Source organism: Chengkuizengella marina, from assembly GCF_009910845.1.
Classification (GTDB): Bacteria; Bacillota; Bacilli; order Paenibacillales; family KCTC-33759; genus Chengkuizengella; species Chengkuizengella marina.
In genome coordinates this window covers 82,627-96,683 of record NZ_SIJB01000024.1, presented here as the reverse complement: position 1 = coordinate 96,683, position 14,057 = coordinate 82,627, and the positions used below count along the sequence as shown (strand labels likewise).

The following is a 14,057-nucleotide window of genomic DNA, read 5'->3' as shown; positions in this document are numbered from 1 at the left end:
ACCTCTCCTTCAAGCAATAGGGCTTTTAAGTCCAATCCAACTCATCATTCGTCCAGTTGAACCTTTTTCGATGCGATGAGAATAAAACATGTCTGAAGAACATCCAGTACAATATTGAGTAATTTCAATTTGAGTTGGTAGAATACCTGCATTTAGCATAATTTGCCTATTCATTTCTTTTAGATTAAGCGTATATTTACCATTACCTTTACTTTGAATGAATGAATAAAGATAATAGGTATCCTCAAAATGATTGATAATCCGTTCATCTACTTCATAACAGCAATGTCCAATGGAAGGACCAATTCCAGCTAAAATATTTTCAGGTTTACTTCCGTATGCTTCACTCATTTTAATTATAGTTTTTTTAGCGATTTCTAAATATGTACCCTTCCATCCAGCATGAGCAATTCCTATCACTTGTAGAACAGGATCAAAAAAATAAAGTGGTACACAATCTGCATAAAAAGAAATTAAACATATATTAGGTTGATCTGTAATTAAAGCGTCCTTGAAAGGAATCGAATCTTCTTGTGACAACCTTCCTTTTCCTTTTTCATCTTGTGTTATGAGTGCAATTTCGTCACCATGCACTTGATTTGAACAGGTTACTGTATCAAATGAAAACCCAATTGCTTCAGCTATCATCTTGCGATTTGTGATCACATCTTCTTTATTATCATTTACATGTAAACCACAGTTTAAAGATGCAAAATCACCTTTACTTACTCCTCCTACTCTCGTTGTGAAACCTATTGATAATTGAGGGTATTGTTCCATCCATTTAGATAAATACAATAAAGTAGGTTTTTGTGCTTCAGAAACTTTGACAAAAGGCTCCATATTCTCACCTCATTAGCTATATTTTAACATAATAGTACCCTGTAAAATAGAGTAGAATAAAATATCGAACCATAGTCACATTCAGAATAGGACTTTTTTTAAAAACATCCCGAAGAAGATCGTTCAATGTAAAAAAATAAGAATTTTTTCCACAGAATGATCTTACGGGAACATGTCATTGTTAGTTTATAAATTGGTGATTAATAGTTCTGATAATATTCTCCATCATCATCAGGTGCTCGATATCCCCTTGTGTCATCAAGTTTCACAAGTACAACATCCATTCCAATTTTAACTATATTTCTCCATGGTATCACAACCTCATTATCTCCACTAAATAATCCAAAAAATTTCCCCTGACTCGGTACAACAATAGAATCAATTTTACCTTGTCTTAGATCTAACTCTAAATCACTAACCGAACCAAGTTTTTTGCCATCCACTATGTTGATAACATCCTTAGTTTGGAAGTCAGATATTTTCATGTTATCACCACAATCTTTAAGTATTTATATTAATATATGTGTAAGTTAGGTAAAATGTCCATATGTACCTTAAAAAGTGCAAATAAAAAAAATCACCTATCGGTGATCTTTTTCTGAAATAGAAAAGAGACTGCCCTTTATTATCAAATAAAGGACAAATCTCCATATTTGTAATACTTTAACCCTCGTAAGTTTTAACGTGCTTTTGCATTTGAGATATTGCTGTTTTTTCCAAACGGGACACTTGTGCTTGTGAAATCCCTATTTCATCTGCAACCTCCATTTGTGTTTTACCTTCAAAAAACCTCATTGAAAGAATCATTTTTTCCCTTTCATTCAGCTTTCTCATCGCTTCTCTTAGCGCAATTTCTTCAATCCAAGATACATCTTTATTATTATCATCGCTTATTTGATCCATAACATAAATTGGATCTCCTCCATCATGATAGATGGGTTCAAATAAAGAGACAGGGTCTTGTATTGCATCCAATGCGAATACGACATCTTCTTTCGGAACATTCAATACCTCAGAAATTTCAAATATGGTCGGTTCTCTGTTGTTTTGATTAGTTAAACTATCCCTAACTTGTAATGCTTTGTAGGCGATATCACGTAGGGAACGTGATACTCTAATCGGGTTATTATCCCTCAGATATCGACGAATCTCTCCAATAATCATGGGGACAGCATAGGTTGAAAATCTAACATTCTGACTTAAATCAAAGTTGTCAATTGCTTTCATAAGCCCAATGCATCCCACTTGAAATAAATCATCTACAAACTCTCCTCGATTATTAAACCTCTGAATGACACTTAAAACTAATCTTAAATTGCCATTGACTAATTTTTCTCTTGCTGAAATTTCATTGTGAGTCTGTAACTGTACGAATAATTCTCTCATTTCTGCATTTTTCAATACTGGAAGCTTTGCGGTGTCAACACCACAGATCTCAACTTTGTTTCGAGTCAATGTGAATACCTCCCAAGGAGAAACATTAATGTTAATTATCCCCTTGGAATTATTTTTTATTCCAATATTAAAATACAACTTTTTATTCATTTTTTTCTAAAATTAACTAAACATAGTACCACTCTGACTTTAAACCATTTTATTAAATTCTTTTCGCAAACGTTTAATAATTCTCTTCTCTAATCGTGAAATATAGGATTGAGAAATACCCAACATATCAGCTACATCTTTTTGGGTTTTTTCTTCTCCATCAGCTAAACCAAATCTCAATTCCATGATTACTTTTTCTCGATCTGATAATTTTTCCAATGCCTTTTTTAGCAACTTCCGATCAACTTGTTCTTCAATATTTCGGTAAATGACATCATTCTCTGTACCCATCACATCGGATAATAATAATTCATTCCCATCCCAATCAATATTCAAAGGTTCGTCAAAAGATATCTCAGTTCTTACTTTATTATTGCGTCTAAGGTACATCAAAATTTCATTTTCAATACACCGTGAAGCATATGTAGCTAATTTAATTTTTTTAGTAGGATCAAAAGTATTTACCGCTTTAATTAAACCGATAGCTCCAATAGAAACCAAATCTTCAATATTGATCCCGGTATTTTCAAATTTCCTTGCAATATACACAACAAGTCTTAAATTTCTTTCAATTAACATGGCTCGAATAGCAGCATCTCCTGAAGAAAGTTTTTTAAGCAAAACTTCCTCTTCTTCACGGCTCAAAGGTGGAGGCAGAGCCTCACTTCCACCAATATAATAAATTTCTTCATTTTTGTATCCTAATAAGAATAAAATTTTAAAAATATAAATTTGTAATTCGAATCTCCATTTAGAAAGCATCTTTTCCTCCCTGAGAGAATATTCTGTTGCACAATTTTTTCAGATTACCTTTTTGAGCTGGAATTAATCTAGAACATTATACTTCCATTAACGATGGATGAATGATCGCCTGATAAGAGTTATCTGTACAAAGTTTTCCATCCTTCATTCCAACCAATACTTTGTGTACTTCAAAGCTTTTGCCATCTTGTAAAATCACCACCTTATCAGGTTTTACAGCAAGCATGAATTGACTGGTAGCGTGAATACCTTTATACGGAACTAACCTTACTCTTTCTTGCCATTTAAAATCTTCACTGCCGAAACTATCAAACATCAAATCGGTATTCACTTGGGATACGTAGGTTAACCAGTTTTCAGGAAGTGCATCTTTCCAGTAGATTACATCCATAACCATCACAGGTGTTCTAGTAAGTGGATCATATAGTTGATTTCCAGTGTCAATCAGTCCTTTACATCTAGCAATATAATCATCTATAACAATCTCAACATCTACTAAGAAATTTGTTATTCTCTCTTTACTTTTCAAACTTTTAAAGACGCCTCGATAAAACCAAAGTATGATGAAAAATAAAAAAAGTAAAAAGAAAAAGCTGATTTGTAAAGGAAAAACATGACCTCCTGATTGTGTAAATAACATCCCATTATAAATCTCATTTGATGTTTGAAAAAAATAATGTAGAGCAAACATTCCACCAGCAACAACAAAATTGATAAAATAGAAAGTTGCAAGGTGTCTTAAAAAAGATTGTAGCCGTTTAAACCCAAATGCAAGGAAAATCATAATAATAGAAAACGCACATTTAATCATAAAAGTATAAATAAAAGTTAATGAAGGCAAAAACATCATCATCGCATATAAAGCTCCAAACGATGCTGAACAAATTAATCTCCACCATTTCAATTTGTACTTACATGTCCAAGCTGTTGATTGTAGTATGATAGCATCAATGAAGAAATTGATTAAAAATACAAGATCCAAATAAATTATCATCTGCAAACTTCCCTAACATTTGAGATAAAAAAAGTATATAGTAACTCTATTCCGAAGTCTGTCTAAACTTGCCTCTTAGGAGTAACTTTTTTTGTCGAATGAAAGGAATTTTTATAATTACTATGAAAGGGTTTAATCGAAGAAATTATATTAATTAACAAAAACTAATAAATTAACTTAAGTGTTTGATTTGTCTATAAAAAAATAGAGCTGCACATAGGCAGACTCTAATTGTTATAATTTTATCTTTTTCTATATCATTTAGGTTGTTAAATGATCCTTTTCATATTCTCATATTGTATAACCTTACTTTTGTTGCTTTTATGTTTTCTAGTAAATAATGTGATGCTAGATAAATATTATGATGCACATACATTTTAAACGGATTATAAGCTTAAAAGGTTGCAAAAAATTTGTCCATATGAATAGTTATTCATATGGACAAATTGCTTAGGTATTTACATTTTTTTTTATTTATAACCTCCACCATTTTGGAAAGGTTTTTAATTTAACCAAACTGATTTAATTAATTTTAATCATCATGTCTATTTCTGTTCTTATTTCTTAGAAACGTTGGAATATCCAATTGATCTTCAGTCTCTGAATAGTTTCCAAATGGTTTTAAATTGGATAATCTTGAATCTACAGATTTGGAACTCTGTTTAGGTGGTGATGATGATGATGAATCAGATGAAGTTTGATTTTGAAAACCTGTTGCAATAACAGTAACCTTGATGTCATCTTTCATTTTATCATCAATTATCGCACCAAAAATCATGTTGACTTCTGGATCAGAGGCAGCTGTGACCATCTCTACTGCTTCATTCACTTCAAACAAGCTAAGATTTGAACCACCAGTAATATTCATGATAACACCACGAGCACCTTCAATTGAGGTTTCAAGCAGTGGACTCATAATCGCCTTTTTCGCTGCTTCTGCTGCACGATTCTCACCTGTTCCTTCCCCGATTCCCATCAATGCTGAACCACGTTCTGCCATAATGGTTTTCACATCGGCAAAATCCAGATTAATAAGTCCAGGTACAGCAATAAGATCTGAAATACCCTGTACAGCTTGTCTCAAAACATTATCAGCTTCACCAAAAGCTTCAAGCATTGGTGTTTTTTTGTCCACAATTTCAAGTAAACGGTCATTAGGAATAATGATCAAAGTATCTACTTTTTCCTTTAAAGCAGCGATTCCATGTTCTGCTTGTAAAGAACGTTTTCTACCTTCAAAAGTAAAAGGACGTGTAACCACCCCTACAGTTAAAGCTCCGCATTCTTTTGCAATTTCTGCAATAACAGAAGCTGCTCCTGTTCCAGTTCCGCCTCCCATTCCAGCAGTTACAAAAACCATATCAGCTCCCTGCAATTGTTGAATGATCATTTCTCTGGATTCTTCTGCAGCCTTCTTACCTATATCTGGATTAGCACCTGCACCTAATCCTCTTGTTAACTTTTCTCCAATTTGTAATTTATCGTTAGACTTAGCCAAATGAAGTGCCTGAGCATCTGTATTTACAGTAATGAAGTCAACTCCCTGAACTCCGAACTCTATCATACGATTTACTGCATTACTACCTCCACCACCGACACCAATTACTTTTATTTTAGCTAGTTGATCTACTTCCATATCAAATTCTAACATAGTAGGTATTTTCCCCCTCCTTTAAACAATACACTTAAGTAGAGCTAGAAGTTATTTTCTAGGATATAAATTGGTTATAATAATTATATAAATTCACTTAACCAGTTTTTAAATCGTTCGTAGGCACCTGGTTTGTTTGTTGCTCTAGTTGGTCTTTTCACAGCTTTATTCTGATTATAGCTTGAAGATTCATCTTCTAGAGATTGATACATTGCATATTTATAAACATACTGTATAATACCAACTCCATTTGTGTAGGATGGATCTCGAACACCAATATAATCAGGCACTGCAACTCTAACTGAAGATTTCAATTCTTCTTGAGCTGTTTCTAGTAATCCTGGCATAGAAACTGATCCACCTGTTATGACATAACCTCCAGCGATATCATTGTCAGTAAGTTGCTTCACTTCTTTATGAATAAGCTGAAAAATTTCCCTAACACGTGGTTCAATAATATGAGCCAAATCAACTTGTGAATACTGCTTCTCAGAATTACTTCCTACACGAGGTACTTTAAATACCTGATCTTCAGCTGCATCTTCAACTAAAGCACATCCATATTTCATTTTAATCATTTCAGCAATTCCAGTTTGGGTTCTTAACCCAATGGAAATATCATTTGTGATGTAATCTCCTCCGACAGGCAATGTCGTCGTTTTTACTAAATTACCTTGATCGAAAACGGCTAGTGTAGTCGCACCAGCGCCTATATCTACTAATACGGTTCCCAAAGTTTTTTCATCTTTTGATAATGCCAATTGAGCAGAAGCAAGGGACAGTAAGGATAATCCTGAGATTCTTAAATCTGCTTTTTCTACACAACGAAGTAAATTATGAACATTTGTTTTGGCACCTGTTATGATTGTTGCCTCAACTTCAAGCCTAACCCCTATCATGCCTTTTGGATCTTGTATTCCTTCTAACCCATCAACTAAATACTGCTTTGGTACAACTCCGATGATCTCCCGTTCTGGTGGCAATGCTATTACTTTAGATGCTTGAAGGACTCTTTCTATGTCTTCATAACCGATCTCTCGATCTTCATTAGATACAGCTACTACACCATGACTTGACTGTAAGTCAATATGATTTCCAGAGATCCCTACATATACATCAGAAATTTGTATACCTACCATACGTTCAGCGTGATCAACTGCTTTTTTAATAGATTGCACAGTCTGATCAATATCAACGATAGCACCTTTTCTAATTCCTTGAGAGTCAGCAGACCCTACTCCTACAATATTAATAGCACCATTATGGATTTCACCTATAATTACTCGAACTTTGGATGTACCGATGTCTAAACTAACAATGGTTTCATTGCTGCTCACCCTTTGGCACCTCCTGTTTCAAAAAGATTATATTTTTGAATACACTTCTGTTGTAACATATTCAACACAGCTTAATTTTTCCCTCTTTTTTTATGTAAAATTAATTTAAAAATATGAATCTATCTCTATCTAATCCCATAAATACAATTTTAACATTTTTTCTTAATATTTAGAAGTAATAATTTCATATATTATTCAATCGATTTCAACTGAATCTTCTATACTATTAATTTGAGCATTTTCTCCTATGTCAATTGGTTCATATGTATCAGAATCCAACAAATAAATTCTTCCAGACATTTTGTTGTTTTGCTTTAATTTATTAATCGTATTATCCAAATATAAAATCTTCTCTTCTAAATAACTAACAGATGTAACTACTTCATAAGCTGAACGTGTGTACATCATAATTTTATCATCATATGATAAGGTAGGAGGGAGTGGGCTGATTTCAGATATTTCAATAAGCAATTGATCAGGTATCCCTTCTAAAACTTTACAAAGCTCAATTTTAACATTCTTATATTCTTCAGACCACCCTGTTAGTATAGGCTTGTCTATCATAATCTCATGATTTTTTGCTTCCATTGTAAAACCATTTGAAAATATAACTTCTATTTGATTAGTTAATGTATTCATTTCATAAGCCACAATAGGAAATTCTTTAATTTTAACTTCAATTTTTCCAGGAAATTTCTTATTGAGTTGTATTGACTCTATCACTTTATTTGATTTTAACTGCTCAATAGCCTTTTCTTCCTCTATAAAAAAATAAGAATCTCCCTCGTTAAATAAAAGGGATTGTCTAAGTTCGTTTTCAGATAAAATATGAGCTCCTTGAAATGAAATTTGCTTAATTTTACTTAATGATGAGTTAAAGAATAGAATAACCAATATCACAGTAAAAAACAAAAAAAGAAGCAGCAACAGCTTTCGGTTGCTGCGTGGTTTAGCTTTTTCATTGCGCAATATGGGCACACTGTTTTGTCTTTTCATAAGTTCACCACCTATAAGGCTCCCTGATTACTTACCAAAGTTTTTCTTTGTTGAGTTTTCAAATAATGCATATTCAAGAAGTTCAGTTTCCAAGTACCTCTAAGATTGTGAGATATTATCTTGACACAGGTGATTCAACACATCTAGTTATATTTGCACCTAATTGATTAAAAATACTTTCAATATTTACATATCCTCTATCTATATGATGAATATGTTCAATTATAGTTGTTCCTTTTCCAGCTAATCCAGCCACTACTAAAGCTGCACCTGCTCTTAAATCAGTAGCCTTGACTGAAGCTCCATATAGTCTGGGAACACCTCGAACATAAGCAATATTATTGTTTACTTGAATATCTGCACCCATTTTTTTCAATTCATCAACATGTTTAAATCGTTGTTCGAATATTTTTTCCTTTATGGTAGTAATTCCATCAGACAAAGATAACAATACCATAATCTGTGATTGCAAATCTGTAGGAAAAGCAGGGTATGGTGATGTAACAATTCGATCTAGTGATTTAGGCCTACCTATACTAGTAATGTTAATTATATCATTTTTCAAAGTAATTTGAACATCCGCTTTTTTTAACACATGAATTAAGGATTCCAAATGTTGTGGACAAGTAGATGTAAGTTCCACATTTCCACCTGTAACAGCTGTAGCAATCATTAATGTTCCTGCTACAATTCGATCAGGAATAATCCGGTATTGACATGGTGTTAGCTGTTTTACACCTACGATATGAATAGTGTCCGTACCTGCCCCTGTAATTTTAGCTCCAAGCGCGTTCAAGAAATTTTGCAAATCTACGATCTCAGGTTCCTTAGCCGCCTGATGAATCGTTGTTTCTCCTTCAGCCAATACGGCTGCCATTAAAATATTTTCAGTTGCACCAACACTAGGAAAATCTAAGTGAATATTTCCTCCGATTAATTTTTTTGCACGGCAAATGATGGTGTTGTTAGTTTCTTCAATGGTAGCCCCTAACGATTTTAGTCCTTTTAGGTGCAAGTCTATTTTTCTTTCTCCAATTGCACATCCACCAGGTTGATAAACCTGCACTTGACCAAACCTAGCTAATAGAGGCCCCATCATAAAAATGGATGATCTCATTTGTTTCATTAAATCTTCAGGAATATGATGTGAATATATAGATGACGTATCCAGTATTACGCTTCCATCTTGGTGGTTAGCCTTACAGCCTATCGCGTTTAATATTTCTATCATGACCTTTATATCTAGTAAATCAGGAACATTATCTACTGTATGTTTACCGTCAACTAGTATACAGGCCGCTAGAATAGGTAAAGCTGCATTTTTTGATCCGTGAATACGTATCGTTCCTGTAAGAGGTATCCCACCTTCGATAACCAATTTCTCCAATGTCTCACCTCCGAATTAACGCTCACCTACTTGCAAAACTTCTGGAACTAGAAGTACATCGTATTTTTCATATACTACTTTCTGAATATGTTCCATTAAGGTGAGGACGTCTCTAGCTGTCGCTTGATCTGTATTGACAATGAAATTGGCATGTAGGGTCGATACTTCTGCTCCACCAATACGCGTGCCTTTTAGACCGGCTTGTTCAATCAGTTTAGCAGCGTGATGCTGATCAGGATTTTTAAACACACTCCCGGAACATGCTAATTGCAACGGTTGAGTCCTTAATCTATATTCTTTATGCGTTGCCATAGAATAGGCAATTTCTTTACGATCACCGTACTCAAGATTTAAAACAACTTCAGCAACGATACCTTTTTTGGCATGAAGAATAGAATTACGATATGCAAATTTTAAATCATCTGCTGACCATTCAACCAATTCCCCTGTCTCCAGTACAACCTTAGCTGTTGATAGTATTCGTGACATATCTGACCCGCAAGCTCCTGCATTCATATACACGGCCCCTCCCACAGTGCCTGGTATACCTCCTGCAAATTCCAAACCCGTTAACCCTTCTTTGCCAGCCAGAACACTTAACTTAATTAGAGAATAAGATCCACCAGCATATATCCGATTTTTATCAAAATGTACTGTTTCAAATCCTTTTCCTAGTTTGATAACAGCTCCTCTGATTCCTTTATCCGACACAAGCAAATTAGAACCTCTACCAATTTGTGTCCACTGGATTTGATGTTTATTTAAGATTTTAATCGTTTCCGTTAACATTTCTATATTTTCTGGCACAACGAATAAATCGGCAGGACCACCAATTTTCCAAGTCGTATATTCAGCCATTGGTTCATTCAAATACACCTCAGTAATCCCAGCTGCATGTAATTCATCAATGACTTTTTCCATGGGATAACCTCCTTCTGCAGGGTTATAAGTTAGCTTTGCCACGATTATAGGTTATTTTATGTTTTATCATGACAATTGGTTACAAGACAGACTTCAGGAAATCAGAATACAGTGTAGAAGACATTATCCTTCTTTCACCTTGAATATCTTGAGATATTAAGTAAAATTCCGATTGCAGTTAGTAATAAAGTTAAAGATGAACCACCTGCACTTATGAGTGGAAGAGTGATCCCTGTTACTGGAAACATACCAATAACAACACCGATATTAATCATCACTTGTACTCCAATAATACCTATGATTCCTACTGCAAGTAAACTTCCAAATGAATCTGGTGCTGTAATTGCAACTCTTAACCCTCTCCATATCAATATCAAGAATAAAAGCAATACAACACTTCCACCTATAAAACCAAGTTCTTCAGAAATAATAGAAAAAATAAAATCAGTTTGTGGTTCGGGTAAATAATTGTATTTTTGACGACTTCTTCCCAAACCTAATCCAACTAATCCACCAGGCCCAATAGCATATAATGATTGTATGATTTGATAACCAGATCCTAATGGGTCTTCCCATGGATTTAAAAAACCAGTAATACGTTTTAAACGATAGGGTGCTGTTATAATTAATCCTACTAAGCCTACTACTCCAATCATAGCTAAGCTAACAAGATGAGAAATTTTTGCACCGGCTACATAAATGACAACGATAGAAGCTCCAACAAGTACAGCACCCGTCCCCAAATCGGGCTGTAACATAATCATAGCAAATGATGTACCGACGAGTAATAAAGGTGGCATTAAACCTTTAACAAAAGAAGTAATTTCAGTTTGTCGTTCAGCTAAGAATTTTGCTAAAAATAAAACAATAGCTAGCTTCATAAATTCTGAAGGCTGAATGCCCAATGAGCCAACTCCTAACCAGCTCTTTGCTCCACCACGCACATCTCCTATGATGAGTACGAGTATTAACATAATAAATCCTGAAGTCAGAATTAGTTTAGCAAATTTTTTCCAGGTCCAATAATCAATATTCATTGTGGCAAATAATGCAATGATTCCTAAAACAGCAAAAATAAACTGTCTTTTTAAATAAAATAAGGAATCACCAAAATTGTGGAAAGCCAGAACAGCACTTGCACTATAAACCATTATTAAACCAATTCCTAAAAGTAATAAAGTGGATACAATAATTAAGGAATCTGGTGCAGAACGGATTTTTGACATTAAATCCTCCTCCTAGTACAACCTTTATTATTAAAGATTATGCACCGCTTCCTTAAACATTCTTCCACGTTCCTCAAAGGTTTTAAACATATCCCAACTAGCACATGCTGGAGATAGCAGTATTACGTCCCCCTCTCTTGCTATTTTTTCTGATAAACTCACGGCTTGATTCATCGCATCTTTTTCATTCTCATAAGCTTCAACAGAGTGTAAATATTTTATTTCTGCTAATTCAGCAATTTTATTTAATTTCTCTCTAGTCTCACCTAATGTTACAAGTCCCTTTATTTTATTTTTAAACAGTGGCAACAGTTCCATATAATCCGATCCTCTGTCTAAACCACCCGCTATTAAGATCACATTTTTCTTAAATGCTTCTAACGCTTTGTTCGTAGCAGTCGGATTTGTAGCTTTTGAGTCATTATAAAATTCAATCCCACCCTTATTAGCAACAAATTCAAGTCGATGTTCAATACCATTAAAATGTTCTAACACACTACGAATAACTTCCATATCGATATTTACTGCAATAGCAATCGCTGCCGCAGACAATGCATTTTCCTGATTATGTTTTACACCCACCCCTAAAGACTGTGTTTCCATGATGGAATGTTCAACTCCATTGGTATCCTTGTATACAATGTTCCCCTTCGAGATATATACCCCATATTCCAGTCGTTTTTTTGACGAAATTGGTAGAATTGTAGCCTCGATACTCTTAGCTATATTACGGCAAATTTCATCATCCCAATTCACTACAGCAATATCCTCAGCAGTTTGATTTTTAAAGAGATTTTTTTTAGATTTAATGTAATCTTCTAAATTAAGATGATAATCTAAGTGAGTTTCATAAATGTTCAATAAACAAGATATTTTGGGCTTAAACTGACCAATTCCTTTTAATTGAAAGCTACTTAACTCTGCTACAATCCATTGGTTAGACTCTGCATCTTTAGCAACTTCACATAATGGAGTACCGATATTCCCTGCTACAATTGGCATTTGGTTAGCTGCAGATAATATGTCTCCAACTATACTCGTTGTTGTTGTTTTGCCGTTAGAACCTGTAATACCAATCATAGGCGCTGCACTGATGTGATATGCCACTTCGATTTCAGTAACAATTTCAATTTCCTTTTGAATCGCTTTTTGAATAAGTGGTACATGATAAGGTATACCTGGGTTTTTAACAATGAGAGCAATATTAGAATGAATTAAATCAGGTGGATGTCCTCCACAAATAACAGGTATCCCTAATGCCTCTAACGCCTCAGCCTCAGGACAAAATTTTTTTTCTTTTTTATCATTAATTATTACGTTTGCACCATATTCTCGAAAAAGTTGTGCAGCAGCCTGTCCGCTTTTAGCCAGACCCAAAACAAGCACGGTTTTATCCTTATAGAAACTGGGATGTTTCATTCTTTACAACCCCTTAATAAATATAAAGTCCAATACCAGCTAACATTAAACCTACCAGCCAAAATGAAATCACAACTCTCCATTCCGACCAACCGCTTAGTTCAAAATGGTGATGAATAGGACTCATTTTAAAGACACGTTTACCTGTAGTTTTAAATGAGATGACTTGTATGATTACGGATAGATTTTCTATGACAAATACCCCACCAATGACCACTAATAAAAGCTCTGCTTTTGTAAGTATTGCAACTGCAGCTAAGCCCCCACCGATACTTAATGAGCCCGTATCCCCCATAAACACTTTTGCAGGATGTGCATTAAATACTAAAAAACCTAAAACAGCACCAATCATCGCTGCACAAAAAACAGCTGTTTCAAACTGAGTGTTCATCATAGAAATAATTGCAAATGCACCAAAAGCTATTGCACTTGTACCGGATACTAATCCGTCTAAACCATCTGTTAAATTAACTGCGTTGGTTGTACCAAGTAATACGATAATAATAAAAAGATAGTAAAACCAACCTAAGTTTATAGTTATATCAGCAATAGGTATATGAATAGCTGTACTGAAATCCATTGAACTTAACAATACACAAATCAAGATGGATACAAAAAGCTGACCAAGAAGTTTTTGTTTAGCACTTAAACCCATGGAACGCTTAAAAACAATTTTTATATAATCATCTAAGAAACCAATTAATCCAAAGCCAAATGTAGAAATGATTAGAATATAAAATTCCATACCAAAATGATCTGAGAATCTATAGAATGAAATAGACAAGGCTAAGAGGATGATGATCCCTCCCATGGTCGGTGTCCCCTTTTTCTTTAAATGCCCCTGTGGTCCTTCAGTTCTAATTTGTTGTCCAAATTTTAACCTCCGCAGGATGGGAATAAATAGTGGCCCTGTAATCAATGCTAATAAAAATGAGACCCCTATTGTCCAATACATAATATTATAGTCCACAAATCC

13 protein-coding genes are annotated in these 14,057 nt (G+C 34.2%); all 13 read right to left on the bottom strand.

The features are described 5' to 3' along the window. Positions 1-9 precede the first annotated feature (9 nt). On the bottom strand, positions 10-843 hold the full coding sequence (pgeF, locus tag ERL59_RS10825) for a peptidoglycan editing factor PgeF (protein WP_160646236.1): 834 nt from the start codon (positions 841-843) through the stop codon (positions 10-12). 200 nt (positions 844-1,043) lie between these two features. Continuing rightward, positions 1,044-1,328, bottom strand: a complete 285-nt coding sequence (locus ERL59_RS10820; protein ID WP_160646235.1) for a YlmC/YmxH family sporulation protein — start codon at positions 1,326-1,328, stop codon at positions 1,044-1,046. A 178-nt stretch (positions 1,329-1,506) separates the two neighbouring features. Continuing rightward, positions 1,507-2,298: an RNA polymerase sporulation sigma factor SigG gene (sigG, locus tag ERL59_RS10815; protein ID WP_160646234.1), complete on the bottom strand. Its 792-nt coding sequence runs from the start codon at positions 2,296-2,298 to the stop codon at positions 1,507-1,509. A gap of 129 nt (positions 2,299-2,427) precedes the next feature. After that, the gene (gene sigE / locus ERL59_RS10810; protein ID WP_160646233.1) at positions 2,428-3,150 is read right to left on the bottom strand and encodes an RNA polymerase sporulation sigma factor SigE; all 723 of its coding nucleotides are present in this window, start codon (positions 3,148-3,150) and stop codon (positions 2,428-2,430) included. 76 nt (positions 3,151-3,226) lie between these two features. After that, a complete protein-coding gene (gene spoIIGA, locus ERL59_RS10805) occupies positions 3,227-4,144 on the bottom strand; it encodes a sigma-E processing peptidase SpoIIGA (protein ID WP_160646232.1) in 918 nt (305 codons plus the stop codon). Between the two features lie 532 nt (positions 4,145-4,676). Beyond that, on the bottom strand, positions 4,677-5,795 hold the full coding sequence (gene ftsZ / locus ERL59_RS10800) for a cell division protein FtsZ (protein WP_160646231.1): 1,119 nt from the start codon (positions 5,793-5,795) through the stop codon (positions 4,677-4,679). Positions 5,796-5,878: 83 nt separating this feature from the next. After that, positions 5,879-7,132: a cell division protein FtsA gene (gene ftsA / locus ERL59_RS10795; RefSeq protein ID WP_160646230.1), complete on the bottom strand. Its 1,254-nt coding sequence runs from the start codon at positions 7,130-7,132 to the stop codon at positions 5,879-5,881. Positions 7,133-7,327: 195 nt separating this feature from the next. Continuing rightward, positions 7,328-8,128: a cell division protein FtsQ/DivIB gene (locus ERL59_RS10790; protein ID WP_160646229.1), complete on the bottom strand. Its 801-nt coding sequence runs from the start codon at positions 8,126-8,128 to the stop codon at positions 7,328-7,330. A gap of 115 nt (positions 8,129-8,243) precedes the next feature. Beyond that, positions 8,244-9,515: a UDP-N-acetylglucosamine 1-carboxyvinyltransferase gene (murA, locus tag ERL59_RS10785; protein WP_160646228.1), complete on the bottom strand. Its 1,272-nt coding sequence runs from the start codon at positions 9,513-9,515 to the stop codon at positions 8,244-8,246. Positions 9,516-9,530: 15 nt separating this feature from the next. Next, positions 9,531-10,436, bottom strand: a complete 906-nt coding sequence (gene murB / locus ERL59_RS10780; protein WP_160646227.1) for a UDP-N-acetylmuramate dehydrogenase — start codon at positions 10,434-10,436, stop codon at positions 9,531-9,533. Positions 10,437-10,570: 134 nt separating this feature from the next. Beyond that, positions 10,571-11,662, bottom strand: coding sequence for a stage V sporulation protein E (gene spoVE / locus ERL59_RS10775; protein ID WP_160646226.1), 1,092 nt, complete (start codon positions 11,660-11,662; stop codon positions 10,571-10,573). A gap of 30 nt (positions 11,663-11,692) precedes the next feature. Further along, positions 11,693-13,081: a UDP-N-acetylmuramoyl-L-alanine--D-glutamate ligase gene (murD, locus tag ERL59_RS10770; protein WP_160646225.1), complete on the bottom strand. Its 1,389-nt coding sequence runs from the start codon at positions 13,079-13,081 to the stop codon at positions 11,693-11,695. 13 nt (positions 13,082-13,094) lie between these two features. Beyond that, positions 13,095-14,051, bottom strand: coding sequence for a phospho-N-acetylmuramoyl-pentapeptide-transferase (gene mraY, locus ERL59_RS10765; RefSeq protein ID WP_160646224.1), 957 nt, complete (start codon positions 14,049-14,051; stop codon positions 13,095-13,097). Between the last annotated feature and the right edge of the window lie 6 nt (positions 14,052-14,057).

Excerpts from the sequence above, each read along its gene's own strand:
- pgeF (WP_160646236.1), bottom strand. The coding sequence starts at position 843 with ATGGAGCCTTTTGTCAAAGTTTCTGAAGCACAAAAACCTACTTTATTG.
- ERL59_RS10820 (WP_160646235.1), bottom strand. The coding sequence starts at position 1,328 with ATGAAAATATCTGACTTCCAAACTAAGGATGTTATCAACATAGTGGAT.
- sigE (WP_160646233.1), bottom strand. The coding sequence starts at position 3,150 with ATGCTTTCTAAATGGAGATTCGAATTACAAATTTATATTTTTAAAATT.
- spoIIGA (WP_160646232.1), bottom strand. The coding sequence starts at position 4,144 with ATGATAATTTATTTGGATCTTGTATTTTTAATCAATTTCTTCATTGAT.
- ftsZ (WP_160646231.1), bottom strand. The coding sequence starts at position 5,795 with ATGTTAGAATTTGATATGGAAGTAGATCAACTAGCTAAAATAAAAGTA.
- ERL59_RS10790 (WP_160646229.1), bottom strand. The coding sequence starts at position 8,128 with ATGAAAAGACAAAACAGTGTGCCCATATTGCGCAATGAAAAAGCTAAA.
- murB (WP_160646227.1), bottom strand. The coding sequence starts at position 10,436 with ATGGAAAAAGTCATTGATGAATTACATGCAGCTGGGATTACTGAGGTG.
- spoVE (WP_160646226.1), bottom strand. The coding sequence starts at position 11,662 with ATGTCAAAAATCCGTTCTGCACCAGATTCCTTAATTATTGTATCCACT.
- murD (WP_160646225.1), bottom strand. The coding sequence starts at position 13,081 with ATGAAACATCCCAGTTTCTATAAGGATAAAACCGTGCTTGTTTTGGGT.